The sequence below is a fragment of the Streptomyces sp. NPDC041814 genome, assembly GCF_055590565.1.
Window position 1 is genome coordinate 861,487 of sequence record NZ_JBVJAM010000002.1, and the last position, 25,888, is coordinate 887,374.

At 71.3% G+C, this 25,888-nt stretch carries 15 protein-coding genes and 2 pseudogenes; 4 read left to right on the forward strand and 13 right to left on the reverse strand.

The window, feature by feature from the left end; all coding sequences use genetic code 11:
* Positions 1 to 408: 408 nt before the first annotated feature.
* On the reverse strand, positions 409 to 819 hold the full coding sequence (locus ACZ6C6_RS09130) for an organic hydroperoxide resistance protein (RefSeq protein ID WP_469200627.1): 411 nt from the start codon (positions 817 to 819) through the stop codon (positions 409 to 411).
* A 142-nt stretch (positions 820 to 961) separates the two neighbouring features.
* On the opposite strand from ACZ6C6_RS09130, the gene ACZ6C6_RS09135 reads away from it, so the two are divergent.
* Both ACZ6C6_RS09135 and ACZ6C6_RS09140 read left to right on the forward strand, forming a co-directional pair.
* Complete coding sequence (locus ACZ6C6_RS09135; protein WP_469200629.1) at positions 962 to 1,876, forward strand: AraC family transcriptional regulator; 915 nt, start codon at positions 962 to 964, stop codon at positions 1,874 to 1,876.
* A 211-nt stretch (positions 1,877 to 2,087) separates the two neighbouring features.
* A pseudogene (locus ACZ6C6_RS09140) lies at positions 2,088 to 2,261 on the forward strand (phosphotransferase); the annotation flags it as partial.
* A gap of 196 nt (positions 2,262 to 2,457) precedes the next feature.
* Here the strand turns inward: ACZ6C6_RS09140 and ACZ6C6_RS09145 are convergent.
* Positions 2,458 to 2,793 carry a hypothetical protein gene (locus ACZ6C6_RS09145; protein ID WP_469200892.1) on the reverse strand — a complete coding sequence of 112 codons (336 nt, stop codon included), beginning with the start codon at positions 2,791 to 2,793 and terminating at the stop codon, positions 2,458 to 2,460.
* Positions 2,794 to 3,208: 415 nt separating this feature from the next.
* On the opposite strand from ACZ6C6_RS09145, the pseudogene ACZ6C6_RS09150 reads away from it, so the two are divergent.
* A pseudogene (locus ACZ6C6_RS09150) lies at positions 3,209 to 3,869 on the forward strand (transposase); the annotation flags it as partial.
* Positions 3,870 to 4,144: 275 nt separating this feature from the next.
* On the opposite strand, the gene ACZ6C6_RS09155 reads toward ACZ6C6_RS09150, so the two are convergent.
* From ACZ6C6_RS09155 to ACZ6C6_RS09185, 7 genes are all read right to left on the reverse strand, one after another.
* Entirely contained in the window at positions 4,145 to 5,239 is a 1,095-nt protein-coding gene (locus ACZ6C6_RS09155) for a Rieske 2Fe-2S domain-containing protein (RefSeq protein WP_469200631.1), read from the reverse strand.
* Positions 5,236 to 6,291 carry an MDR family NADP-dependent oxidoreductase gene (locus ACZ6C6_RS09160; protein WP_445066113.1) on the reverse strand — a complete coding sequence of 352 codons (1,056 nt, stop codon included), beginning with the start codon at positions 6,289 to 6,291 and terminating at the stop codon, positions 5,236 to 5,238. Before ACZ6C6_RS09160 ends, ACZ6C6_RS09155 begins: the two co-directional genes overlap by 4 nt.
* Positions 6,288 to 7,931, reverse strand: a complete 1,644-nt coding sequence (locus tag ACZ6C6_RS09165; RefSeq protein WP_469200879.1) for a phytoene desaturase family protein — start codon at positions 7,929 to 7,931, stop codon at positions 6,288 to 6,290. Before ACZ6C6_RS09165 ends, ACZ6C6_RS09160 begins: the two co-directional genes overlap by 4 nt.
* Before the next feature lie 11 nt (positions 7,932 to 7,942).
* A complete protein-coding gene (locus ACZ6C6_RS09170) occupies positions 7,943 to 9,628 on the reverse strand; it encodes a phytoene desaturase family protein (protein ID WP_469200633.1) in 1,686 nt (561 codons plus the stop codon).
* Positions 9,615 to 18,941, reverse strand: coding sequence for an amino acid adenylation domain-containing protein (locus ACZ6C6_RS09175; RefSeq protein WP_469200635.1), 9,327 nt, complete (start codon positions 18,939 to 18,941; stop codon positions 9,615 to 9,617). Before ACZ6C6_RS09175 ends, ACZ6C6_RS09170 begins: the two co-directional genes overlap by 14 nt.
* A 127-nt stretch (positions 18,942 to 19,068) precedes the next feature.
* The gene (locus ACZ6C6_RS09180; RefSeq protein ID WP_469200637.1) at positions 19,069 to 19,974 is read right to left on the reverse strand and encodes a sterol desaturase family protein; all 906 of its coding nucleotides are present in this window, start codon (positions 19,972 to 19,974) and stop codon (positions 19,069 to 19,071) included.
* A 1,073-nt stretch (positions 19,975 to 21,047) separates the two neighbouring features.
* Positions 21,048 to 21,254, reverse strand: coding sequence for an SDR family oxidoreductase (locus ACZ6C6_RS09185; protein WP_469200639.1), 207 nt, complete (start codon positions 21,252 to 21,254; stop codon positions 21,048 to 21,050).
* A 476-nt stretch (positions 21,255 to 21,730) separates the two neighbouring features.
* On the opposite strand from ACZ6C6_RS09185, the gene ACZ6C6_RS09190 reads away from it, so the two are divergent.
* Positions 21,731 to 21,937, forward strand: a complete 207-nt coding sequence (locus ACZ6C6_RS09190; protein ID WP_469200641.1) for a hypothetical protein — start codon at positions 21,731 to 21,733, stop codon at positions 21,935 to 21,937.
* Positions 21,938 to 21,946: 9 nt separating this feature from the next.
* Here ACZ6C6_RS09190 and ACZ6C6_RS09195 read toward each other — a convergent pair whose 3' ends face one another.
* The 4 genes from ACZ6C6_RS09195 to ACZ6C6_RS09210 form a co-directional block, all read right to left on the reverse strand.
* Entirely contained in the window at positions 21,947 to 22,246 is a 300-nt protein-coding gene (locus ACZ6C6_RS09195; RefSeq protein ID WP_469200643.1) for a sulfurtransferase TusA family protein, read from the reverse strand.
* Between the two features lie 5 nt (positions 22,247 to 22,251).
* Positions 22,252 to 23,514 (reverse strand): MFS transporter, encoded by a 1,263-nt coding sequence (locus ACZ6C6_RS09200; protein ID WP_469200645.1) that lies wholly within the window; start codon positions 23,512 to 23,514, stop codon positions 22,252 to 22,254.
* A 96-nt stretch (positions 23,515 to 23,610) separates the two neighbouring features.
* On the reverse strand, positions 23,611 to 24,717 hold the full coding sequence (locus ACZ6C6_RS09205) for a flavin monoamine oxidase family protein (protein ID WP_469200647.1): 1,107 nt from the start codon (positions 24,715 to 24,717) through the stop codon (positions 23,611 to 23,613).
* A 122-nt stretch (positions 24,718 to 24,839) separates the two neighbouring features.
* Positions 24,840 to 25,868, reverse strand: a complete 1,029-nt coding sequence (locus tag ACZ6C6_RS09210; protein ID WP_469200649.1) for an alcohol dehydrogenase catalytic domain-containing protein — start codon at positions 25,866 to 25,868, stop codon at positions 24,840 to 24,842.
* Between the last annotated feature and the right edge of the window lie 20 nt (positions 25,869 to 25,888).

Below are 25,888 nucleotides of genomic sequence, written 5' to 3' on the forward strand. Positions count from 1 at the left end.
ACCGAGAGCGCGCAACGGCGCGTCCGCGAGCCGTCTTTCATACCTGCCGTGTGCTCGGCCTGACGGCCTTCCGCACTCCGGACACCGCGCCGAAGGCGTGCGAGACCGCACGCGCGGCACAACCACGCCCGCATCCCGGTGCACCGAGTCGACCACCACATCCGCCAGATGCGGCAGAACCTCTTGCAAACCCCCTGAATCACACACCTATCCGAAACGATCGAACGCCCCGAACGTCACAAGATCAGCGACAGAGCCCCCGAACGTACACATGGGTCTCGGTGCGAAAGGAGCTGGTCTCAAGACCGCTAGGCGTTGCCCCACGCCGTGGGGCAGGCGGGTAAGACGACACCACCTGGACCGCGCACTCCGGCGGTTGCGGTCCAGGTGGCGTTCAGCGGGCGGCGGCTACTCGGCGAGCAGCTCAACCGGGATGTTGCCGCGCGTGGCGTTGGAGTACGGGCAAACCTGATGGGTGGCCTCGATGAGCGCGCGACCGACTTCTCGGGGCAGGCTGTCCGGTAGCTTCGTCCGCAGGCTGACCTTGAGTTGGTAGCCGCCCTCCCCGTTGGGGACGAGACCGACTTCGGCGGTGACCGACATGCCCGAGACGCCGATCTCCTTCTTCTGCGCCACCAGCTGCATGGAGGTGGCGAAACAGGCCGCGTAGCCCGCCGCGAAGAGCTGCTCGGGGTTGGTTCCCTCTCCGGTCCCGCCCAACTCTTTCTGGAGGGCCAGCTCGACGTCCAACTTGCCGTCCGAACTGACGGCGCGGCCATCGCGGCCGGTCGCGGTCGCGACGGCGGTGTACAGGCTCATGTGCTGCCCTTCTGGTAGACCGATCGGTCAATCTCTCTGGCGCACTCAGCGTATGAAGGTGAGGTGCCGCTCTCCATGGCTCAACGTCTCCGTTTCATATCTGATCGTCTTGCGTGTAGCGGCCTCGCGATACGATCTGACGATGGATGTACTCAGCGATGCGATCGGCGTCATGCGTATGGGGCGCCCGCATTCCACTGAAATCCGCAAGCACGCTCCGTGGGGAGTGCGGGCCGAGCCGTTCTCCGGGGCCGGCTTCCACGTGGTGCTGGAAGGGACATGCTGGCTGATCCCGCCGACGGGCGCCGCGATCGCCCTGAGCGTGGGCGATGTGGTGTGTCTTCCGCACGGCTGCGGACACGCTCTGGCCGACAGTCCATCGACGCCCCTGACTGGCGCACACTCGGCGTCCCTGCGGGAGATAGCGCCCAGTGCCGACGACGGCGAAAGGGCTACGACGGTCCTGCTGTGCGGCGCGTACACGCTCGACCGGACCCGGCCGCATCCGTTGTTCGAAGAGCTTCCCGAGGTTATCCACCTTCCGGCACGTCTCGGCCACCGCACGCCGCTACATGCTGCCGTCAACCTGCTCGGCGACGAGATCGCCAACCCCGACCACGGAACCGAAGCGGTCGTATCGGCCCTGCTGGACATCATGCTGCTGTACATCCTGCGGGCCTGGCTCGACGAGCAAACCAACGACGGCCCGGCCACCGGATGGGCCGCGACGCTGCGCGATCCAGCGATCACCGAAGCGCTGCGCCATATCCATCAGGAACCCGCCGGACAGTGGACGGTCGAAGCGCTGGGCGCGAAAGCCGGACTGTCGCGGGCGACCTTCTCCCGCCGGTTCACCTCGCTGGTCGGCAAACCGCCGCTGGGCTACCTGACCTGGTGGCGGATGACGCTGGCGGCGCGACTGCTGCGGGACAGCGACAAGCCGGTGCAGACCGTCGCGCAGCGCACCGGATACACCTCCGAATTCGCCTTCGCCAAAGCGTTCAAACGAGAGTACGGCTTGGCCCCCGGTCGGTATCGTCAACAGTCGCGGAAGTAGTCCGGTCAGCACACCTTGACGTCGACGGCCTCCTGTCGGACGCAAGCCCGATCTGCAGCTGACCGCTCGAACACGAATCTGGCGTTTTGCACTGGCGGGTCCCGTTAACGCTGATCCATGTGGTGTGTGGTCCGGCCCGCGCGGGGTCGGACCAGGCGACAGCGTGATCCTCATGACGGGTGGCGACGAGACGCTGGTCGGCGGGATGCGCAACCATGTGTGCCCGGAGAACGTCGTCTTCCGCGACGGTTGTGCCGCGGCCCTGATCGATTTCGACTTGGCGGCCCCGGGCCGTGCCCTCTGGGACATCGCCATGGCCGCCCGCTATTGGGTGCCCATGCTTGATCCCGAGTCCACGACCGCTTTCTATCCCCCCGGGCTGGATTTCGATGCCTCCGTCGCCGCCGACCGGCCTGCGCAGAGTGTCGCGTCGTACGAGGAGAGTGGCAGCGAGGGCGTCCCCGATGCCGCCGCTGGACAACCCGGAGCTCGCCCCGGTTGGTCCTCGCCGGCACAACCGGCGAGATCCGAAGCAAGCCTCGGGGCGCTCACGGCGCCCCGAGGCGGTCGGCTTGTCTGCGCTACATGCTGTGGAACTTCATCGAACGCACAGGAGCCGAGACGCCCCACACGACCTGCTGCTCAGGTTCCAACTGGGCGAAGTAGCCTTCGCACTCCGAGCCCGCATAGAGCACAACGGTCGTGTCGGTGGCGTTGGTGGCCAGCATCACGCCGCCGTCCAGCTTGATGCACGTGTCGTTCGGCGGATCGAAGAAGTCGACCTGGGCCTGGTTGTCGCCCCGCAGGTAGTAGAACAGCCCCGACGCGGCCTGGGCGCTGGTCGACAACCCTGTGACCAGCACGAGCGCCGAACCTGCAACGACGGCCGCCCGGGCGAGCCGTTTCGCGATGTGCATGAAGGAACCCCTTCTCCGGAAAGCGGGTGATTCCCGCTGTACCTGTTGAAGGGTTGTCTCCAGTGCGGCAGCGAGAGCGGAGGCATACCGCACTCTCCACCAAGATCACTCCAATAAGGACCACCCTCGCCGACCGCCGCGCTCCTCAGGGCTGGGCCGCGAACACGAGTGCCGGCTGGATCTCCCGGAACTGATCGAGACGGAGCCGTGGTCCCGCAATCCGTAGGACTGCGACCAGATGGGCCCGTACAGCCGGTCGTAGGTTGCGGGTCTGTTCAGGGTGTCGGTCCGGGCCGTGGATAGCTGGTGGGCGAGGTGGCAGGTGGGTGGAGGGGACGCCTGTTGTCCCGTCCACGGGGCTGGCGCGCGGGTGAGCATCAGGTTCTGTCAGAGGTCGAGCAGGCTGCCGTCCGGAAACCGGCCCCGCGCCCAACTCACCAACATCTTCCCCGGTCTAGAGCGGGCACTGGGCCTGACCGACACCGGCCCGCTCATTCTGCTGACCGGACCCCGGACCCCGGCCGCCCTTCGGCGCACCGGCATGAAGCGGCTCGAGACCTGGGCTGCGCAACCGCAAGGTCCTGCGCGCCGACCGGCTGGCCGGGACAGCATTGGACGCTGCCAGGCGCCAGCACACCAGCCTGCCCGGCGAGAAGCTGGGCGCCCAGGTGGTGTGCACGCTCGCTGCGGAGGTGATGGCTCTCAACCAGCAGATCCCCGAGTCCGACAAGGCGATCGAGGCCCGGTTTCGCGAGCACCACGACTTTGAGGTGATCATCAGCAGGCTGGGCCTGGGCGTCATCCTCGGCGCCGAGTTTCTGGCCGCCACCGGCGGCGACATGACCGCCTACGGCACCGCAGACCGCCTTGCCGGCTTCGGCGGCGTCGTACCCGTGCCCCGCGACTCCGGCAATCTCCGCCGGCCACGGCGCTACAACCGCCGCCTCCCACGAGGCTTCTACATCTCCGCGTCGTTCGGCATCCGCCATTGCGATGAGTCCCGCCGGTTTTACGAACGCAAGCGAGCCGAAGGCAAGCCTCATCTCCAAGCCGTCCTCGCTCTGGCCGGAGGCCGAGCGGGCCAAACTCGGCGACGCAGACCAGTCGGCCGTCCGCAGGGCGGAGCATCATAGAGATCCAGCACGCGGTGCAGCTTGGCTATGAGGTGCGGGTCGTTGGACTTCTTCCAGGTGGTGTTGGCCTGTCAGGAGACTCTCCCCTCGTGCAGGATGCGGCGCACGGCCTCGCGGCCGATCGCGGGCAGCACCCGGCGCCGGACCAGGTGCTCGGCGAGTTTGGCGCCTCCGCCGTCGGTCCACTCCACCCCGCCCGGCTTCTCGGAGCGGCCGGGCTACGTCACTCTGCTCTCCGCTTCCCCCGCCGCACCCCGCACCACCGACGACGGCGTCCGCGCCAGCAGCCGGTCCGGCGGGTAGAACTGCCGGGCCCAGTGGCGGAACGGGCCGATCGGGCCGTCGCCGCGGGCCAGCCGGGGCGGAGACACGTACCGCTTCGTTGCCCAGACCGGGAAGTCCTGGGACACGAAAGCGCAGTTGCCCCGGAACATCACACCCGCCAGCAGCCGGTGTACCGAGCCGCTCACCCAGCGGGCCAGCGGGGCCGGGAGGGCGGCCGGCTCGGCCACCTCGAAGCGGCTCGTCTGACGCAGTTGGAAAGCCGCGGGCGCGATCATCGTGGTCGTGTATACGGCACAGGTGCGCACCCCGAACCGAGGAAGCGCCGTGCACACGTGCACCCGGCTGATCCCGTTGCCCTCCAGCGTCACCTCCAGCGGACTCGCGCCCAGCAGGGGCACCCGCTCCTCGGAGCGCACCGAGATCCGGAAGGACCGCCCCTCGAAGACCGCCGGCTCGGCTACCTCCGACGCGCCCCAGCCGTGCAGCGGCGTGAAGTGCCCGATGTCCACCGTGTTCTCGACCACGTCCTGGCTGTGCCCCGCCATCTCCCACGCGGCCAACCGCGGGGCCCGCGTCCCGAGCGTGTGCCAGGGCGTGAGCTCCCAGTCCGGCGCCCGCCCGTCGTGGTGCCGCCACACGAAGACGGCGCCGTCGACCTCGCGCACCGGAAGCAGGGTCAGATCCGAGGACGGCGGCGGGGGCGTGCCGTACCCCGTCCGCGTGCAGGCGCCGTCCGGGCCGAAGGCGAAGCGGTGGAAGGGGCACAGCAGTTCGTCGCCCTCCAGGGCGCCGAGCCCGAGGTGCGCCCCCAGGTGCGGGCAGTACGGGCGTACCGCTCGCACCTCGCCATCGCGGAGCCGGTAGAGCACCACGTCCTCGCCCTGGAGCGGCCGGGTCAGCAGCGCCCCCCGTACCACCTCCGAGGAGAACGCCACCGAGAACCAGCCGTCCGGGTACGGCAGGACTGGCTCGTGCGCGTCGGCCGGGCTCGGGCCCTCCGTGAGCGCCCGGGTGTGGCTGCGCCTCACAGCTCGACCAGCACCTTGCCGAAGGACGCCGCGCGGTCGGTGTACAGGCTGCGGTAGGCGGCGGGAATGGAGTCGAAGCCGTGGTGCAGGGTCTGCTGGTAGCGGATCTCGCCGGCGCGCACCAGCGGCCCCAACTCGGCGTGCAGCGCAGCCCAGTTGTCGTCGGTGAACCATTCCAACGCGAAGATCCCGCGGATCGTCGTGCGCGGGAACATGATGTACGGCAGCAGCCGGGGCCCGGTCCACTCGCCGCCGACCTGGCTCGCCCACTGCCAGCACACCGCGACCCGGCTGTCCACGGTGAGCATCGTGAAGACGGTGTCGGTCATGACCCCGCCGAGGTTGTCGAAGTACCGGTCGACGCCGTCAGGAGCCGCCTTCGCCAGGTCCTCGCGGAGCTGCGCAGGGTCCCCGCCGTGCCGGAAGACGACGACGGCGTCGAATCCGAGCGCCGTCAGCCGCGCCGCCTTCTCCGGCGAACCGGTCGTGCCCACCACCCGCGCGCCGGCCCGCTTCGCCAGCTGCCCGGCCAGCGTGCCGATCGCGCCGGACGCGCCGCTGATCAGGACCGTGTCGCCGGGCCGTACGGCCAGGAAGGTGGTGAGGGCGCCCCACGCGGTCATCCCGGCCCCGCCGAGGATGCCCAGCGCGGTGCTCAGCGGCAGCGCCTCGTCGTAGTGGGCCGGGTCCAGCTTCCGGTACGCGGGGAAGACCATCGGGAACGTGCCGGTCTGCCAAAGCGCCCCTGCGCCGTTACTGACCAAGTGGGTGCGCCAGCCGCCGAAACCCTGCACAAGGTCCCCGACGCCGAACATCGCCCGCGGTCCGGCTGCCAGCACCTCCATGATCGAGTCGGCGCCCATGTGGTCGCCCACCGGGGTGTCGAGGGCGATCCCGTGGAGGTACGGGTCCACGGAGACGTACCGCGTGCGCAGCAGCATCTCGTCCTCGGCCAGGTCGGTATCGAGCTCCTCCACCACCTTCACGTACATCCTGTCCACGTCCGGCACGCCGTCGTTGTGCTCGCTGACAATCCACTTGGCGGTCTTCACGGGGTCGCTCCTGCGGGTTCGATGAGTTGTACGGGGAGAGGGGCGCTGTCGTCGACGGCGGCGGTGAACGGCCGCCCGTCGTCGCGGCAGATGAAGTGCATGACGTGCCGTCCCGAGGCCGCGGCCCGGATCAGGCCGCCGGTGGTGGCCCAGACGCCGGACAGATAGAAGTCCGCGAGCCCCGGCAGTCCCGGACCGTGTCGCTTGACCTCCTGTTCCACGGTCTCGCCGCTGTCCACGAACGGTTGCCAGCCGAGCACCGTGCCGTCGTAGTTGCCGGTGTAGCGGACCTGGGTGAGCGGAGTGGACACGTCCCGCACCGCGATCGCGTCCCGCAACCCGGGATGCCGCTCGTCGAGGAAGTCAACGATCGTGTCCCGGACCTGCCGCTTGGCCCGCTGGTACTCGCGCCCACGTCCGACCGGCAGCGTGTGCAGCTCCTCGCCGCGGCGGATCCGGGTGAACTGTTCGGGACCGGTGCTCAGCTCCCGCCACGGCGCGATGTCGCAGAAGTACGTGGCGTACACCACGGAGGTACCCGGCGGCGACAGCTCCGGGTAGTGGCGGCTGCGGAACTGCACGTTGACGCTGGGGTGCCGGATGCCGGTGAGCCGCTTCGCGACCGCGTCCTCCAGGAGGTACGTGGTGCACGGCTCGCCGTCCGGGAAGGGCCGGCGCAGCCCCAGGAAGACCGTGAGGTAGCCGGGGAAGACCATGTCGGGTTCCGTGATGGTCCGGGTGTACAGCTCCCGGTACGTGTCGGTGAGGTAGCGGCCCTTCAGCAGGTCGAGGAGGGTGGTGCGCCCGTCGCAGGCGGAGACCACGATGTCCGCCCGCAGCTCCGTGCCGTCGCTCAGCCGGACCCCGGCCGCCCGGTCGTTCTCCACCAGGATCTCCACGACCCTGGAGTTGTACATGACTTCGCCCCCGAGCCCTCGGTAGCGCTCCTCGACCGAGCGGGCCAGGCCCAGCGAGCCGCCTTCGGGGACACCGGCCGAGGCGTCGGCGTGCGCCGCGAGCTGGAAGTAGAACGGCAGCACGGGGAAGTTGGGATGCTTCTCGTACAGGATGAAGTTGAACGCCTCGCGCAGCAGCGGGTCCCGGAAGCGCAGCGAATAGTCCCGCATCAGCGTGCCGATGGAACGCCGGATCACGTTGAAATAGGGGACCAAGGACGCCAGCATCCGCCAGCGCTCCAGGCGGCCCATGAGCCCGACCGGGGTGAGGAAGGGGTAGCGGGCGAGTGCCTTGCGGAAGGTTCGTAGCCCGGCGCAGAAGTCGCGGATCACCCGGGCGTCGCCGGGGGAGAGGGCGAGCAGATGCGCTTCGAGGCGGTCCGGATCGGAGTAGAAGTGGACCGCTCGCCCGTCCCGCCCGCGCACCGTGTTGAACACGTCGAAGTTGCGCATCCGCTTGCCCTGGAGGGCGCCGAGCTCCAGCCAGATCTGGTGCATCTCGTTGCCCGGCCCGCTGCCGAGCAGCCAGCTCACACAGCAGTCGAGGGTGAAGTCGCCCCGGTCCCAGGCGGTGCAGGAGCCGCCCGGGATTTCGTGCATCTCCAGCACCCTGCTGCGATAGCCGTTCATCTGGGCGTAGCAGCCGGTGGAGAGGCCGCCGAGCCCTCCGCCGACGATCAGCATGGTCTTCCTGGTCATTCGGCCACCGCCGCGTTCCCGGCGTTGCCCCGCTGTTCGAGTCGTGGCAGTCGGCCCAGCTTCCCGGGATGCCACGGCCCGGCACCCTCGCTCGGCCAGGCCCGGAAATCCCGGCCGAGCTCGTCGCAGAGGAACTGGACCGCGTACCGGCCACTGGTCGCGGCACGGATCAGGCCGCCCATCCCGGTCCACTGCCCGGCCATCGAGAAGCCGCTCAGCCCCGGCAGCCGCATCCGGTCCCGGTCCACCAGTGCGGTCGACACGTCGTCGGCCTCGGAGAACGCCTTCCAGGCCAGGATGCTGCCGTAGGTGTTGCCGGTGTACCGCTCCGTCGTCGCCGGCGTCGCCACGTCCACCAGCTCGATCCGCTCCTTGAGGCCCGGATGACGCTCGGCCAGGAAGCCCCGCAGGTAGTCGACGACCTCCTGCTTGCGCTCCCGGTACGCCCGCCGGTCCGCCTTTCGTAGATCCTGCCAGGACCGGTGGTCGGTGAAGTACGTGCAGTGCAGCACCGACTTCCCGGCCGGCGCGAAGCCGTCGGCGTAGTCGGACCGCCGCTGCACCACCAGGCTGTGCTGGAGGCTCCCCGGCAGCGCCGCGCCCCGCTCCGGACCGAGGAGGTACGTGGTGCTGTGTGGCTCACCGGCGGGCAGCGGGCCGTCGATCCCGACGAACGCGGAGACCACCGCCGGGTACAGGTTGTCCGGCCGGTCCAGCAGCTCCGTGTACAGCCGCTCGGTGCGCGGGCTGCTCCACCGCCCCTCCAGCAGCCGGTCCAGCACCGTCGGTCCGTCGCAGGCGGCGATCACATGGTCGGCGAAGTGCTCCTGCCCGTCCCGCAGCCGTACGCCGACCGCCCGCCCGTTCTCGACGAGGATCCGCTCCACCCGGGCGCGGTAGCCGATGTGCCCGCCGAGGCCCGTGTAACGCTCCTCCACCGACCGGGCCAGGCCCAGCGAACCACCTTCAGGGAAGCCCGCGTTGCCGTTGAAGGCGCAGGACATCGTGAAGAGGAAGGGGAGCAGCGGGAAGCCGGTCAGCTCTTGGAGGAACATGTTGGGGAACGCCTGGCGCAGCAGTGGGTCCTCGAAGCGGTCCGCGAACCGGCGCATCGGCGTGGCCGCGGTGCGCCAGTACAGCCGGAACGCCGGCAGGATCGCGAGCAGCGTTCGCGTCTTCTCCGTCAGGGACTTCAGCGGCGGCGGCTTCAGCTCCCAGCGCGGGGCGAGCCCCGCGAAGCGCCTGAGGTCCCGGCAGAACGCCCGGATCAGGCGCTCGTCGCCGGGCGAGATCTCCAGCAGGTGCTTCTGGAGCCGGTCCGGGTCGTTGTAGAAGGTGACGGACCGGCCGTCTTCCGTCACCACCCGGTTGAACTGGTCGAAGTGGGTGATCCGCTTTCCGTCCAGCGCCCCGAGCTCGCGCCACACGTCGTTCGCTCCGGTCCCGGGTGCCGTGCCGATCAGCCAGTCGATGCAGTAGTCGAAGAGGTAGCCCTGGCGAGCCCAGGCGGTGCAGCAGCCGCCTGGCAGCACGTGCTTCTCGAAGATCCGGCTCTCCAGCCCGCTCATCTGCGCGTAGCAGCCGGCGGCCAGACCCGACATGCCCGCGCCGATGATGATCACCCGGGGCCGCCCGCCGGGAGGCCGGGCCTCCCAATGGGGCCCGCCGTCACGCACGCCCATCCGCGGCACCTCCCGCCAGCAGCGCCCGGACCAGCTCCGCGTTCCCGTCGAGGAACGGGCCGTCGAGCATCTCGGCGTGCTGCCCGTGCCCTTCGCGTACGGTGCACCCGCCGGCGGTGACCCCGTGCCAGCTGCCGGGCTCGTCCGCCGCGAAGCGGAGCAGTTTGTCCTGGTCGGAGATCACCGCGATCGGCGCGTCGAGCACACCGAGCGACGGGTGAGCACCGCAGTGCGCCAGGTATTCGCGGGCCTGCTCCACGGTCTCCCGGGCGATGATCTCGGAACCGGTGTGCCGCCGCAGGTGCTCCGCGAGTTCCGCCTCGAACTCGGCCAGGTGCTTCTCGCCGAGGGCGACGGCCTCTGCGATCCGGTACGAGTCCATGATCAGCACGAGGCCCACCGCGCGGCCCCGCCGCTCCAGCTCCCCGGCGATCTCGAACGCGAGGTTGCCGCCGAGAGAGTAACCGAACAGCGTGTACGGCCCGCCCGGGTGCAGCTCCTCGGCCAGATCCGCGTAACGGGCCGCCTTGTCCGGACCGGACAGGTAGTTGAACGCGGCGAGGCGGTGCTCGGGCAGCCGCGCCGCGAGCTGCCGGTACACCAGCCCGTGCCCGCCCGCGGGCGGCAGGCAGAACACCGTCGCCGCCGGGTCCGCGCCCGGGTTGAACCACAGGTACGGCTCGGCGCCGGGCAGCCGCCCGGTGACGACGTCCTCCAGGGTGCGGGCCATGCCGTGCAGGGTGCTGGTCCGGAACAGCCGCCCGACCGGCACGGACGCGTTGAATTCGGTCCGCAGGTGGTGGATCAGTTCGATCAGCTTGATCGAACTGCCGCCCGCCTCGAAGAAGTCGTCCCGCAGCCCCGGCCGCTCCAGCCCGAGCAGCGACCGCCAGTGCGCCGTCATCCGCGTCTCGTACAGCGTCACCGGCGGTTCGTACCTCTCCGGTCCCGCCTCCGCGCGCGGCTCCGGCAGGGCGCCGAGATCGACCTTGCCGTTCGTGCTCAGCGGCAGCGCGGACAGCTCCGTGAAGTGCGCCGGGATCAGATACGTCGGCAGCTGCTCCGCGAGGTGGCGGCGCAGCTCCCGGGTGTCGACCACCGCGCCCGGCGCGGGCACGCAGTAGGCGCACAGCACGTTCTCGCCCGTCTCGTCCCGCCGTACCGTCACGCACACCTGCGCCAGATCGGGGCGGGCAGCGAGTCGTGCCTCGATCTCCCCGGTCTCCACCCGGTGGCCGCGCACCTTCACCTGCCCGTCGGCCCGCCCGAGGAGGTGCAGCACGCCCTCCGCGTCCCAGTGCCCGAGGTCTCCCGTCCGGTACAGCCGTACGGGTTCGCCGCCCGGTTCGAGGGTCACGAACCGCTCGGCCGTCCGCTCCGGATCGCCCAGGTAGCGGTCGGCAACGCCGGCGCCGCCGATCCACAGCTCACCGGCCACCCCCGGCGGCACCGGCTCGCCGTGCCGGTCGAGGACGTACAGCTCGCTGTTGGGCAGCGGCCGGCCGACCGGCACCATCCGGCCCGGCTCCAGCCCCTCCGCCGGCCCCTCGTAGTAGGCGCTGTCGATGGTGGCCTCGGTCAGCCCGTACGAGTTGACCACCCGGGTCCCCGGCCCGCACAGCGAGACGAGCTTCCGGTGCTCGCCCGCCCGCCAGGCGTCCGAGCCGACGATCACCAGGCGCATGAACTCCAGGCCCAGCCCCTCCCGCTCGCAGTGCGCCAGCAGCCCGCGCGCCACCGACGGCACGAACTCGCCGCAGTCCACGCCCTCAGCGCGCATGGTCCGGTAGAGCCGTGCGGTGTCGAAGAGGAGGTCCCGGTCGACGAGGACCAGCATCCCGCCCGAACACAGCGCCCGGACCAGGTCTCCGGTGAACACGTCGAAGGAGACGCCCGCCATCTGCAGGTGCACCCGGGCGTCGGTGTCCAGCCGGTACTCCTGCTGCCAGGCGACGAACACCGAGGCCAGGTTGCGGTGGCTGACCCGCACCGCCTTGGGGCGGCCGGTGGAACCCGAGGTGTGAATCACGTAGGCCGTCTGGTCGAGGCCCACGGCCGGCTCCGGCCGCTCCTCGGCCCCCGGCCGGTCCAGCTCGTCGAGGGTGACCGGCTGTCCCGGCAGCCGGGCCGCCTGGCCCCGCCGCCCGTCGGTCAGAACCAGAGTGGCCCCGGCGTTCTCCATCAGCTCGGCCAGCCGCTCCGCCGGGTGGTCGGGGTCCAGCGGCAGGTAGGCGCCCCCGGCCCGCCACACCGCGAGCAGCGCGATCACCAGCTCGGGCGACTTCGCGAGACGCACCGCCACCACCGTCCCGGCGCCGACGCCGCGTTCGCGCAGCGAGGCAGCCACGCGCCGCGAGCGCTGGTCCAGCTCCCGGTAGCCGAGCCGCCGCCCGCCCGGCACGGACACCGCGACCGCCTCCGGGTGCTGCGCGGCGATCTTCCCGATCAGCTCGTGCACCGGCACGTCGTGGTCGATCCGTCGGCCGACCCCGCCGAACCCGGTAACGATCCGCTCCCGTTCCCCGGCCCCCAGCATCGGCAGCCGTCCCGCCGGGCTCTCGCCCTCCGCGCGGGTCAGGCCGTCGAGGAGGTTGCGGTAGTGCGCGGCCATCCGACGGATCGTCGCCGCGTCGAACAGGTCGGTGTTGTACTTCAGCACGCAGTGGAAGCGCCCGTCGGACCGGTCCTCGTACGCGGACAGCGTGACATCGAACTGCCCCTCCTCCTCGGGGAGTTCGATGTACTCAAGGGTGTACCCGAAGCGCTCCACGGCCACCTTGTGGGTGAGCAGGATGAACATCGCCTGGAAGACCGCCGAGCGGCTCGGGTCGTGCGGGAGGCCCAACTGCTCCACGAGCAGCACGAACGGGTACTCCTGATTGTCGAGGCCCCCGAGGACGGTGTCCCGCACCCGGCCCAGCAGCTCGGCAACCGACGGTTCCCCCGCCAGGCTCACGTGCAGCGGCAGCGGATTGACGAAGTAGCCGTAGACGGTGGCGAACTCCTCCTCGGTGCGGCCGGTGACGGGGCTGCCGACGACGATCTCGTCCTGCCCCGACCAGCGGTTCAGCAGCAGGTAGTACGCGGTGAGCAGCACCGTGAACACGGTGACGTTGTGCTCCCGTGCCAGCGTCTGCACCCGGGCGCTGAGCTCGTCGTCGAGCTGGAAGAACTCGGAGGCGCCGTTGTCGGTCTGCACCGGCGGGCGCGGCCGGTCGGTGGGCAGTTCGAGCGCCGGGACCTCCCGCGGCAGGTGCTCCCGCCAGTACTCCAGCATCCGCCGCGCCTCGGGCCCGGCCAGAAAGCGGTTCTGCCGGTTGAGGAAGTCCAGGTAGCGGGCCCGGACCGGGGCCAGCTCCGCCGGCCCGCCGGTGCGCAGCCCGTGGTAGACCTCGAACAGCTCCTCGATGAAGGTGAAGGTGGAGATCGCGTCCGAGACGATGTGGTGGACCGCCTTCATCAGCACCCAGCGGTCCGGGGCCCGTCGGAACAGCCGCAGCCGCACCAGAGGATCCCGCTCCAGGTCGTACGGTCTGCGGTACTCCGCCACCAGCCGGGCGCGAACCTCGTCCCAGGGCAGCCCGGACACATCGAGAAGACCGGTGTCGGCGACGGCCTCGGGCCGCACCCGCTGGACCGGACGCCCGTCCTCGGTGGTGATGTTGACGCGCAGGCTCGGATGCCGGGCGATCAGCGTGCGGAAGGCATCGAACAGCAGCTCCGGGTCGAGCTCCGCGCGCACCTCCACCGCGCCCCCGATGTTGTACGCGAAGCCGTCCGGGTTGAGCTGCCGGAGGAACCACAGGGCCTGCTGGTTGTGGGTGAGTGGGTAGCACGCCTCGTCGGTGAACAACTCCACCGCCGTCTCCGCCACCGGACCCCCGGCCGCCGCGAGCTCGGTCAGCCCCGCGTGCAGCCGCTCGGTCAGCTCGATCACCGGCCCATTGCTGAGCAGCGCCACCACCGGAAGCGAGACCCCCATCTCGGTGTGGGTCCGGGCCCGCAGCTCCATGGCGAGCAGCGAGTCCAGACCGAGGGAGCCGAGCCGGGCGTCCGCGTCGACCAGCTCCGGCCGCACCCTCAGCACACCCGCCGCGAGGGCCGCGAAACGCTCGGCGACCAATGCCGTCCGCGCCCTCTCGTCGGCGGCGCGGAACGCGTCGAGCAGACTGCCGCCCTGCCCCGCCGGGACCTCCCGCGCCGCCGCGGCGGCGAGCGCCGACACCAGTGGCGGCGGGGTGGGATACCAGGACAGGAACACCGGCCAGTCCACCACCGCGGCCACGAGCAACTGGGCCCGGTCCTGCCCGATCACCCGCTCCAGGACCGCCATGCCCGCCTCCGGCGCCAGCGAGCTCATCCCGCGCGCGTCCCGGTAGTGGGCGACCAGCCCGAGCTCCTCGATCATGCCGGTGGCCCACGGCCCCCAGTCCAGGCTGAGCGCGGGCATTCCGAGCGCCCGGCGGTGATGGGCGAGCGCGTCCAGGAACGCGTTCCCGGCCGCGTAGTTGACCTGACCGGCCGTGGTCAGCAGCGAGGCGACCGACGCGAACAGTACGAAGTGCTCGACCGGCTCGTCGCGCAGCAGCCGGTGCAGCAGGTACCCGCCATGCACCTTCGGCCCGTAGCCCGCGTCGAACGCTTCGCGGTCCAACGACGGCAGCAGGACGTCCCGCACCTGTCCCGCGAGGTGGAACACCCCCCGCAACGGCGGCAGCCCGGCGGCCCGGCGTTCGGACAGCCAGCCCTCCATGGCCGCCGCGTCGGTCACGTCCACCGCGGCGACGTGCACCTCTGCGCCGAGCGCTTCGAGCTCGCGCAGGAACGCGGCCCGCCGCCCCTCGGGGCCGCCCGGATCGAGCCCCTGCCACGCGCCGCGTTCCGGCACGCCGGTGCGGCCGAGCAGGACCAGGCGCCGCGCCCCGCGCCGTACCAGGGTGCGGCAGAGCAGCCGCCCCAGCGCCCCGAACGCGCCCGTGACCAGATAGGCGCCGTCCGTGCGCAGCCGCAAGGGCAGCGGACGGGTCAGCCCCGCGGGCGGACGCAGCCGGCTGAGGTGTCGCCGCCCGGACCGCAGCGCGATCTCGCTCTCGCCGTCGTCCGCCGTGAGCGCGCGCAGCAGCACCTCGGCCTCGCCGGGATCCCCGGCCGGGTCGAGATCGATCAACTTGCCGCTGTGACCGGTGAGCTCCTGCTGCCACAGCACTCGGCCGATGCCCCAGGCGGGCGCGCCGAACGGCTCCACCGGCTCGCCCGGCACCACCGCCTGGGCGCCCCGGGTGACGATGTGCAGGCGCCCCTCCGGGCACGCCTCGGGCAGCACCTGGGCGAGCAGGACTAGTGAGTAGCCGCCGACCGTGCCGATCCCGTCGAGGTCCGCCGCGCCGACCGTGTCCAGCGGGGGCAGATCGAGGTTCCACAGATGGACCACGGCTCCGAACCCCGGCCCGATTTCGTCGAACAGCCTGCGCAGATCGGCCGCCGAATCGGGTCGCACGGTCATGTGCCGGGCCCCGCTTCGGTATCGGCTGCCCGGACGGACCAGCCGGCACCGCCCGCCACGCGCCACGACCGCCTCGGCCATCCGCGCGCCGAGCCCGCCCTCGTCGGCGAAGACCACCAGGTCGGGTGCGGGGAAGCCGTCGGGACCATCCCCGGTCCCCTCTTCGGTCCCGCCGTCCTCCGGTGCCTCGGTGGGCGCCTCCTCCCAGACCATCTCGGCCAGCCAGCCGTCGATGGTGCTGAGCTTCACCGAGGAGGCCACCCGGTCCACCGCCGTCGCGCGGAAGCCGCTGATCCGGCCGAGCGGCGTCCCGTCCTCGGCGTACAGGGCGAGGTCGCCGACCAGTTCCTCGTCGCTCTCCGCGGTCACTGTCGCGTGCGCCCACAGGGCCCGGTCGCCGACCGCGTCCAGCCGCAGCTCCGCGATGCCGACGGGCAGCCGGATCCCGGCGGACCGGCTGTCGTCCGGTGTCATCGCGGTGAGCATGGTCTGGAAGCAGGCGTCGAGGAGCACGGGATGCACATGGCATTCCGCGGCCCCGTCGCCCATGCCCGGGGTGGGCCGGATCAGCGACAGCGCCTGGCCGGGCGCCGTCCACACCTCGTCGATCGCCCGGAACGCCGGGCCGTAGTGGTAGCCGAGCGCCGCCAGCTCGCCGTAGCACGCTTCCCGGTCGAGCCGGCGCCCCGCCCGCGCCCGTACCGCGTCCGTGTCCAGCGGTTCCGCGAGCCGGCGCGGCTGCCCGGTGCGGACGACCCCGCTCGCGTGGACCGTACGGTCCGGAGCCCCGGTCCCGGAACCGGCGAGGGAGGCGATGGTGAACCCGGCCTCCTCCGGCGCGAAGGCGAGCTGGACGGTCGTCGCCTCGCCGTCAGGCAGGAACAGGGCCCGGGAGAACTCGACGTCGGCCAGGGTCGCCGTGTCGCCGCCGGTCAGGGCCCGGACCGCCTGCGCGGCCATCTCCAGGTACCCGGCAGCCGGGAAGACCGTGCTGTCCTCGATCCTGTGGTCGGCCAGGTACGGCAGCCGCTCGGTGTCCAGGCGGCTCTCCCAGGTCGGCTGCAGCGCGGAGGTCCGCCGGCCGAGCAGCGGGTGGTCCAGCCGGCCGAGCCGGATCTGCTCCACCGGCGCGGGCTCCACCCAGTACCGCTCCCGCTGCCACGGATAGCCCGGCAGCGGCACCGGCCGCCCCGCGGGCTGGAGCACCGACCAGTCCACGTCGACGCCCACTGTGTACAGCTCCGCGAGGGAGCGGGCGAACCGCTCGGGCTCGTCCTCCCGGCGCCGGATCGACGGCAGTGTCACCCCCTCGACCGCCCGGCCCTCCAGGCACTCCCGGATCGAGTGGCCGAGCACCGGGTGCGGACCGATCTCCAGGAACAGGGTGTACCCGTCGTCGACCAGCCGGTCGACCGCGGCACGGAACCGCACGGGCCGCCGGACGTTCTCCCACCAGTACGCGGCGTCCAGCTCCGGCCCCCGAGCACACCCCTCGCGGGCGGTCAGATACAGCGGGAGACCGGCGGCGCGCGGCGCGATCCCGGCCAGCGCCTCGTGCAGCTCGTCCTCGATCGGGTCCATCCGCACGCTGTGGTACGGCACTTCGACGTCGAGGAACCGGGCGAAGACCTGCTCCCGCTCCAGCCGCCCGGCGAGTTCCGCGAGGGTGTCCCGGTCCCCGGACAGCGTCACGGACGCCGGGCTGTTCACGGCGGCGACCGACACGTGGTCCCGGTACGGGCGGACCAGCTGCTCAGCCTCCTCCTCGGACAGGTTCGCCGCCAGCATCACGCCGGTGCCCGCGAGCCGGTGCTGGAGGGCGCTGCGCGCCAGCGCGATCCGGACGGCGTCCTCCAGGCCGTAGACCCCGGCCTGGTGGAAGGCCGCGATCTCGCCGGTGCTGTGCCCGACGACGGCGTCCGGCCGCACCCCGTGGTGTTCCCACAGCGCCGCGAGCCCCGCCTGGACGGCGAAGTTCGCGGGCTGGGCGAGCCAGGTCTCGGCCATCCGGGACTCCGCCTCGGGCCGGGTCAGCTCGTCGAGCAGCGACCAGCCCGCCTGCCGCCGGACCTCCCGATCGCAGCGCTCGACCGCCTCCCGGAACACGGGCTCGGCGTCCAGGAGCTCGCGCCCCATGCCCCACCACTGGGGTCCCATGCCAGTGAATACCCACACCAGCCGCCGCGCCCCCGGCTCCCGTAGGCGGCCCTGCACGGCCTGGGGGTGCTGCTCCCCGCGCTCGCAGGCGGCCAGTACCTCGTCGAGGGAGCCGGGCGGGCCGAGGGGGGAGTGGACGACGGCGAGGCGCTCCTCGAAGTGCTGGCGACGGTGGGCCAGGGTGTGCCCGAGGTCCGTGAGGGGCACCCCGGCGGCAAGTTCGCGGCGGAGGCCCGCGGCCAGTTCGGCCGGGCCCGACGCGTGCCGGGCGCTCAGCGGGAGGATCGAGCGGGCGGGCGTCCGGGCCGTCGTGCGCGGCTCCTCCGGCGGGCGGGGCGGCGCCTCCTCCAGCAGGACGTGGGCGTTGGTGCCGCCGAAGCCGAAGGAGTTGACGCCCGCCCGCGCGGGTCCCTCGTGCTCCGGCCAGTCCACCGGTGCGGTCGGGATTTCGAAGGGCAACGCGGCGAAGTCGATGGCGGGATTGGGCTGTTCGAGGTTCAGATGCGGTGGGATGCGGCGGTGCCGGAGCGCCAGTGCCGTCTTGATCAGGCCCGCGACGCCGGCGGCGGCCTCCGTGTGTCCGATGTTGGTCTTGACCGAGCCGACATAGCACCGCGCCCCGGGCGCCCGGCCCTGCGCCAGCACCCGGCCCAGCGCCCGCGCTTCGATCGGGTCGCCTACGGGGGTGGAGGTGCCGTGCGCCTCGACGTACTGAAGGCTGCCCGGTGTCACTCCCGCCTCGGCGCAGACCCGTTCGATGAGCGTGGCCTGGGCGTCGGCGCTGGGCACGGTGATGCCGTTGGTGCGTCCGTCCTGGTTCACCCCGCTGCCGATCACCACGGCGTGCACCGGGTCGCCGTCGCGCAGCGCGTCCGACAGTCGCTTGAGCGCCACGACGCCGACGCCCTCGGCCCGTACATAGCCGTCGGCGGAGGCGTCGAAGGCGCGGGAGCGTCCGTCGGGGGAGAGGAAGCCGCCCTTGGTCTCGGCGATGGTGTACTGCGGCGCGAGGTGCAGCAGGGTGCCTCCGGCCAGGGCGAGTTCGCTCTCGCCGCGCTGCAGGCTCTGGCAGGCCAGGTGGACCGCGACCAGGGAGGAGCTGCACGCCGTGTCGATCGAGACGCTGGGGCCGCGGAAGTCGAGGCAGTGCGAGATGCGGTTCGAGACCATCGTCATCATCGTGCCGGTCGCGGTGTGCGCGGCCAGCGTCTCGAAGCCGAGGTCGGCGAACTGCAAAATCTTGTAGTCCAGGGTGAAGGCGCCGATGAAGACGCCGACGTCCCGCCCGGCCAGTTCGGCGGGCCGCTGCCCGCCGTCCTCCAGCGCCTCCCAGGAGACCTCCAACAGCTTGCGCTGCTGCGGGTCCATTTGCTCGGCCTCACGCGGGCTGATCCCGAAGAAGTGGGGGTCGAACTCGTCGAAGCCGTCGATGTAGCCGCCCCGGCCGCCGGTCAGCCGGCCCGGCTTGGCCCGGTCGCGGCTGCCGAGGGTCGTGGTGTCGTACCGGTCCGCCGGGGTGGGGACGAGACAGTCCCGGCCTTCGATCAGATTGCGCCAGAAGGACCGGTGGTCACCCGCGTGTCCGGGGAGCCGGCAGCCGATGCCGATGATGGCGACCTTGTCGCGGTGGGCGGCGCTGGGTGAGTCCGTCATGTTCCAATCCGGTGGAGACGACGCCTCGGCGGGCCGGGCGGGGGCGTACGGGGGGGCACCACGCCGGTACGGCGCGGTACGGGGCGGGGAGGTCGCGGTACGGAGCGGGTGCGAGCGGTACGGGGGACTACGCGTTCTGGGACGGGCGGCGCACGGGGTGGAGCAGGCTGGCGACGATCGAGCCGGTCTCCGGGAACGTGGCGGGGCTCCTGACACCGACGATCACCGGGCGGCGGTCCGGTCGCCAGGTGAAAGTGCCGAAGAAGCGGTCCCAGACCGAGAGGTCCACGCCGAAGTGACCGGCCTCGGCCAGGTCGGCGCTGTGGTGCAGCCGGTGTTGCTCGGGGCTGGCCAGGACGTGGTGGAGCGGACCGAGTCGGACGTCCACGTTCGCGTGCACGAAATAGCCTTGGACAAGGGTGAAGAGAGCCACCGCGAAAAGGCAGTCGGCAGAGAATCCGAGGAATCCCAGGGTCAATTGGACCGCGCCCTGCTTGAAGGCGACATCCAGTAGGTGGTTGACGCCGTTATTGGCGACGTTCACTTTTCCCGGGACGTGATGAATTCCGTGCACCTTCCATAGCCACCGATTGGAATGCGCCCAGCGGTGGGTGAGGTAGCCGGTCAGTGAGGAGGCCAGCAGAGCGAGGGGTACCTCGGCTCCGAGCGCGAGCTCAGGTCCCGTGACGGGGGTCGCGGCCAGAACGGCCGCGACGACCGACTGGCCGAGCACGGCGCCAACCATGGTGAACCCGAAATAGGCTGCGTACCAGCACAGTTCCCGGCCGCCCGGGTGCCAGTCGGCCCGGTGCGGGATCAGGCGCTCCAGCGCCGCGAGGTAGACGATGGTGCCGATCAGGAAGAGCTGGACGGCCCGGCCCCGGTCCCAGCCGAAGCGCAGAACCGAGGTGAAGAGCAAGACTGCGGACAGGAGCAGAATTGGGTACGCGGCATAGCGGAGACACTCGCGGGCGGACGCGCCCAGGGTCCACGCATTCGCCGGCAGCGACCCTGTATCGGGTCGATCTTCCATGCGGAGAATCTCCATTGCATCCGAATAGGGGGTTCGCAGAGTAGCAGCGGATGTGAGGGGCCGTGAATGAGTGAACGGCGTATTTTGGCCAGCACGGTAAGGGGGGCGCACGAGGGTAATTTATAAGAAGAAGTTCTTTTCATTGTTCGGTGCCCATGGGGCGGGGTGGAGGGCACGGGGTGCCGGGGACCGAAAGTAACGATTCCGCACTCGGGTGGGCGGCGCCGGCTACGTGGTCGCGACCCGCGTGGAGAGCAGATACCGCAGGGTGCCGGGCCCGACGGATATGCCCGAAACCAGCACCCCGTGGGAGCGCGTGTGGGGCCATGGGCGGAACGCGAGCCGTGCAACTCGGCGGCCGGACCGCACAGGACCCCGCAAGGAGAGAATCGTCCGGGTAGTCAGGCGCACCCAACCTGGCGGCCCGTCAACTCGGAGGCGAGCGAACAAGGGACGATCCCCGACAGGCCATGGTGCGGGGCGGATGCCCGGTGCGGACCTCGCGCCTCGCCGCGCAAGGGCCGCACTTCGCAAGACGGTTCGGAGTCCCTCGGTAGAACGCTCATGTTCCGGCGGTCCCGTGCGAGGTGGCGCCGAAAGTGGACGGGTTCGGCTTGGGAACTCGTCGCATGATCAGTCGTCTGTGAAGGAGAGGCAGACTGCGGCGGGCTCGAGCACCACCAGGTCTTGGGTGTAGCAGTCTGCCTGTCGAGTGGCCACTTCGGCCCCGCAGCCCGAGCAGACGGGATTCAGGCCGTCACCGCCGACAGGGCCCTGGCAACAGTCGATCGATCGCATGGTGTCGGGACGCCGACCGGCGCCGACGGCGTCGCCTGGATGGATGATGAACCCGGGGAGGCCAATGTCGAATTCCCGCAGCCGAAAGTTCGGGGCATAGGTTCCGCGGGGCATCCGGGCTGGCCGTGTCCGGACACCGGGGGCCTCCGACGGTGGGACCGGAATGCACGCGGCACGATCCGGACATCGATCGCATCCGTTCCGCAGGAACCCCGTCCGGCTCTCCACCGCATCGGCATGGTCCTCCGGACGAGTCCGTGGGCCTCGCTCCCCAATCAGGGTCGCCTCCCGCGGGGAGCGCTGCAGCTGCGTCCGTTGGCCTTGAGATGCAGGAGGGCGGCTTGCACCAGGTGGAAGTAGGCGTACACGTTGACCGCGAAGGAACGGTGCCAGTCCTCGTAGGAGAGCTGCGACAGATCCAGCTGGCTGTTCGCATGAGCGGCGTTGTCCACCAGGATGTTCAGCCCGCCCAGCTCGCGCACAGTCTGCTCGACGACCTCCCGTCAGAACGATGCCCCGGCCAGGTCACTGGAGAGCAACAGGCACCTGCGGCCCTCCCGCGTCACCGCGCGGCGGGTCTCCTCCGCGTCGGACTGCTCCTGCGGCTGGTGTACCACGGCCACGTCCGCTCCCTCACGCGCGTCCATCACGGCCAACGGCCCTGCCGACGCCCGAGTCCCCGCCCGTGATCAGCGCGACCTTGCCGCTCAGCTTTTCGGCCGCCTTGTAACGGGTGGGTACCGCAGCGCTGGATCCATGTCCCGTTCGTACCCAACCACTTCTCAACCCGCGCATCGGGATGCCGCCTCCGCGAGGACGGGACTGCTGTACGAACAGGTGGCACCTGACCTGACGTGCTGAGAGGCGGCCTGGACGGATGTTGTACTGCCGAAGCCGTATCCGGAGAAGTTCCGCGAGGACGTCGTGCGGGTCGCGCGCAATCGCGGGAGAACGAGGTTTGCGGAGGGCTGCGGCGTATCCGTCGCAGGCGCATCTGCCCACAGGTCTCACCCTGGTCGGCCTGCGCCAGGACCGCATCCTCAACCAAACCGCCGAAGCCGCCGACCCTCTCCGGCTGATGAGGCTCTTCGGGATCACGGAGAAGACCGCCATGCACTACGTCACCGTCGCCCACCCGGAGCGCACGGCCAAGCTGCCGAGGTGAAGGGGGCTGTCAGCCCTCCAGGTGATCTGTGTGCCAGGGGGCGTCCGCTCGGGTGGGGTGGGCACCGGCGGCGATCCGCAGTACATACACCGGCCGTTCGTCGTCGGGGGCAGGACCGAGGTAGTGGTGGCCGGTCATGTGGCACCAGGCGGGCAGGTCGAGCGGGGCGGCGGGGTCGGTGGCGACGATGTGGACGACGGTGCCCGGCTCGGCGCCGTCGATCTCCTTGCGCAGGCGCAGCAGGAGGGTGACGCAGAGCAGGCCGGTGCCGTCGACGGTGATGCCCGGTGCGGGGGACCCCGGGTTCATCGGGCTCATCGGCGGTAGGCGGTGGCGGCGACGGCCGGCAGCAGGGCGAGGGCCAGGGCCCCGCCGGTGAGGGCGAGAACGGGGTAGCTGGTGGCGGCGACCATGATGCCGGAGGTGATGCCGCCGGTGGCGCCGGCGATGGCGATGGAGACGTCGACCAGGCCCTGGGTCTTGGCGCGGGTGGCGAGGGGCACGGTGTCGGTGATGATCGCGGTGCCGGAGACGAGGCCGAAGTTCCAGCCCAGGCCGAGCAGGGCCAGGGCCAGGGCGAGGAGTGCGACGGAGTCACCAGGGGCTGCGGCGGCGAGGACGCCGGCGGCCAGCAGGACGATGCCGGAGGCTGCGGCGATCTTCATGTGGCCGTAGCGGTCGACGAGCCGGCCGGTCAGAGGTGAGGGCAGGTACATGGCGCCGATGTGGATGCCGATGACGAGGCCGGAAGCGGCGGTCGAGTGGCCGTGGTCGTGCATGTGGACCGGCGTCATCGTCATGATCGCGACCATGACGAGCTGGGTGAGGATCATGACCAGCGCGCCGAGGACCACGCCGCCGGTGCCCACACCGGTGTCGTCGGCGTGGGCAGTGGCCGGACCGGCCGCGGTGTCGGCTTCCTCGGCCCGGGCGACGGCGCGGGCCAGGAGCAGCGGGTCGGGGCGCAGCCAGAGGGCGAGGACGGTTGCGGCCAGGGCGTAGGCGGCGCCGGAGATGACGAAGAGTCCGGCGAGGTGGGGGATGCCTAGGTATTCGGCGAGGGTGCCTGCGGGGGCGGCGAGGTTGGGTCCGGCGACGCCGCCGAGGGTGGTGGCGACCAGGACGGTGGACACGGCGCGGGCGCGGTGGCCGGGTGGGGCGAGGTCGGCTCCGGCGTAGCGGGCCTGGAGGTTGGTGGCGGTGCCTGCGCCGTAGACGAACAGGGCGATGAACAGCAGGGCGGGGTTGTCCAGGACGGCGGCGGTGATGACGCCGGCCGAGCCGACGGCGCCGGTGAGGTAGCCGGCGGCGAGGCCGGGGCGGCGGCCTCTGGCCTGGGAGATGCGGCCCACGGTGACGGCGGCGAGCGCGGAGCCGGCGGTGAACAGGGCGCTGGGCAGCCCGGCGAGGCTGGTGGTGCCGAGCATGTCCTGGGCGAGGAGCGCGCCGACGGTGACGCCGGCGGCGAGTCCCGCGCCGCTGAGGATCTGGGAGGAGACCAGGACGCGCAGGATCCGCCGCTGTGCCTGGGCGGGGTCGGATATGAGTCCCGGGGCGGTGGGTGCGGCGTTGGTCATCTTTCTCCTGGTGTGTGAGGAAGCCGGACAGTGCCGGGGAGCGCATGGCTGGACGTGGCGAGACGTACGGGTTCTGTGAGGCGTCCGGCTGGTGGCCTACCTGCTGAGGGCGGTGGCGCCCAGTGCGGTGTCGTCCGCGTCGGTGGCTGCGAGGACGGTCCGCGCTGCACGTTGTCCGGCGGCCAGGGCGCCTTCGATGTGTCCGGCGTAATCGGTGGCAGTCTCGGTCGTCGCCCAGTGCAGGCGGCCGTTGAGAGCCGGTCGCTGGTAGAGGGGGTGGCCGAAGAGCGAGTAGTCGGCGAGGCGCTGCACGGTGGGCGGGGCGGTCCACTCCTCGGTGCTCCAGTCCTGTACGTGCAGGGCGAGGGGGGAGTCGGCGGCCGGGCCGAAGAGCCGGGCGAGCTGCGCGGTAACGGCCTGTTCGAAGCCAGGGCGGACGGTGCGTGCGTGGGCGAAGCCGAACAGCGCGGCGGGCTCGCCGCCGGCCCCGGACATGTCGTGGATCTCCTGGAGCGGGCCGGTCCTGCTGAACGCCGCACCCGCCAGTCCGTCCTGGCGCCAGAACGCGGTCGGGTAGTGGGCGACGACCTTGACGGCAGCGCCCATCCACACCGGGGTGGACTGGGCCAGGCGCACGAGATCGGCGGGGAACCCGTTGTGGAAGTCGATGCGCTGCATCGCGAGGGCTGGGGGGACGGCCAGGATGACGTGCCCGGTGTGAAGCTTGCCGGCGGGGGTGAGCACGTCGAGGCCGCCGTCTTGGCCGACGGGTTGGACGGCGGTGACGGGTGTGGCCAGGCGCAGAGCCCCGGTGGGCAGTCCGGCGGCAAGGGCGGTGGCGAGGCTCTGCGCTCCGGTGGCGAAACGGCGTGACGGTGCGTCGATCAGGTTGCCGGTGAGACGGCGGGTGCCGGTGGCTTCCTGGAGCACGGTGTCACCGGCGAGGTGCTGGTCGAAGGTGACGATGTTGCTGCGGGCGGTCAGGGTCCGTACGCGTTCCTCGCCGTCCCAGAACCAGGTGGCTCCCAGGTCGAGGGCCCGTTCAGGGTGAGCGGTGGGGACGGAGAGCAGGCGGCCGCCGACGCGGGCCCGGGCCTCCAGAACGATGACATCGCGGCCGGCGGCGTGCAGCAAGGTGGCCGCGGTCAGTCCGGATGCGCCGGCGCCGATGACGATGACGTCGTGGGTTTCCTGGTGGGACATCGTGGCTCCATTCTGAGCAGGCTGAACCTCCGCGGTCGTCGGTGGTTGCGGCATCGGGTGGAAGAAGGGGCGGAGTGCCGCCCGCTGTGTGGCTGTGGCGCGCTGAGTGGCCATGGGGCCCGCTACTTGCCGCCGGAGGTGTCCAGGACGATGCGGAAGCGGGGGGCGCCGGAGCGCAGGCGGGTGACGGCGTCGTCGGCCTTCTCCAGCGGCATCCGCTCGACCATCGGGCGCACGCCCGTGGTGACGGCGAAGGCCATGGCTTCTTCCGTCTCGCGCGGGCTGCCGGTCAGGTGCCCGGTGAGGGTGTGGCCGTTCATGACGAGCCGGGCCGCCGGAACGGTCACGGATCCTGTGTCGACGCCGACGAGGGTGAGCTGCCCGTGCAGGGCCAGGCCGGTGAGCAGTTCGTCCACGGGGGCGGTGGAGGAGGCGGTGTAGACGATGAGGTCGGCGCCCCCGAGCACCTTCAGGGCAGCTCCGGGGGCCTGTGCGTCGCTGTCGATGTAGTGGTGGGCGCCGAGCACGTGTGCGAGGCGCTCGCGGTCACGGCCGCGGGCGATGGCGACGGTCTCGTACCCGGACTTCGCGGCGAACTGGACGGCGAGGTGGCCCAGGCCGCCGATCCCGAAGACGGCGACCCGTCCTCCGGCGCGGATGCCGGCCTTGCGGATCGCATTGAAGGTCGTCACCCCGGCGCAGCCGAAGGGGGCGGCATCGACGAGGTCGAGGCCGTCGGGGATGCGGGCGAGCGCGTCAGTGGGCACGGTGATGCTCTGCGCCCAGCCACCCGGGTAGGACAGGCCGGGGGTCTTGCGTTCGGCGCAGTGGACGACGTCGCCCGTGCGGCAGTGCGTGCAGTGGCCGCAGCTGCCGCCGAACCAGCCGACGGCCACCCGGTCGCCGACCGCCCAGCCCTGGACCGTGTCGCCGGTCTCGGCGATGACACCGGCGACCTCGTGGCCGGGGGTGACGGGGAAGACGGTGTCCTCGCCGGTGGCGGCGGCCGTTCCGATGTCGGCGTTGCACACGCCGCTCGCCACCACCGCCACACGGACCCACCCGGCGGGCGGCGGAACCGTCTCGGCCACCACCGGGTACAGGGGTCCGCGGGGCTCGGTCACGACCATGGTCACGGCGCTGTCCGACATGCTGCCTTTCCGTTCTGAGG

What these genes read in the sequence shown, in the direction of transcription:
- ACZ6C6_RS09210 (WP_469200649.1), bottom strand. Translation starts at nt 25,868, where the DNA reads ATGTCGGACAGCGCCGTGACCATGGTCGTGACCGAGCCCCGCGGACCC.
- ACZ6C6_RS09165 (WP_469200879.1), bottom strand. Translation starts at nt 7,931, where the DNA reads ATGCTGATCGTCGGCGGAGGGCTCGGCGGCCTCTCCACCGGCTGCTAC.
- ACZ6C6_RS09200 (WP_469200645.1), bottom strand. Translation starts at nt 23,514, where the DNA reads ATGACCAACGCCGCACCCACCGCCCCGGGACTCATATCCGACCCCGCC.
- ACZ6C6_RS09175 (WP_469200635.1), bottom strand. Translation starts at nt 18,941, where the DNA reads ATGACGGACTCACCCAGCGCCGCCCACCGCGACAAGGTCGCCATCATC.
- ACZ6C6_RS09145 (WP_469200892.1), bottom strand. Translation starts at nt 2,793, where the DNA reads ATGCACATCGCGAAACGGCTCGCCCGGGCGGCCGTCGTTGCAGGTTCG.
- ACZ6C6_RS09205 (WP_469200647.1), bottom strand. Translation starts at nt 24,717, where the DNA reads ATGTCCCACCAGGAAACCCACGACGTCATCGTCATCGGCGCCGGCGCA.
- ACZ6C6_RS09130 (WP_469200627.1), bottom strand. Translation starts at nt 819, where the DNA reads ATGAGCCTGTACACCGCCGTCGCGACCGCGACCGGCCGCGATGGCCGC.
- ACZ6C6_RS09180 (WP_469200637.1), bottom strand. Translation starts at nt 19,974, where the DNA reads ATGGAAGATCGACCCGATACAGGGTCGCTGCCGGCGAATGCGTGGACC.
- ACZ6C6_RS09195 (WP_469200643.1), bottom strand. Translation starts at nt 22,246, where the DNA reads ATGAACCCGGGGTCCCCCGCACCGGGCATCACCGTCGACGGCACCGGC.
- ACZ6C6_RS09135 (WP_469200629.1), top strand. Translation starts at nt 962, where the DNA reads ATGGATGTACTCAGCGATGCGATCGGCGTCATGCGTATGGGGCGCCCG.
- ACZ6C6_RS09170 (WP_469200633.1), bottom strand. Translation starts at nt 9,628, where the DNA reads ATGGGCGTGCGTGACGGCGGGCCCCATTGGGAGGCCCGGCCTCCCGGC.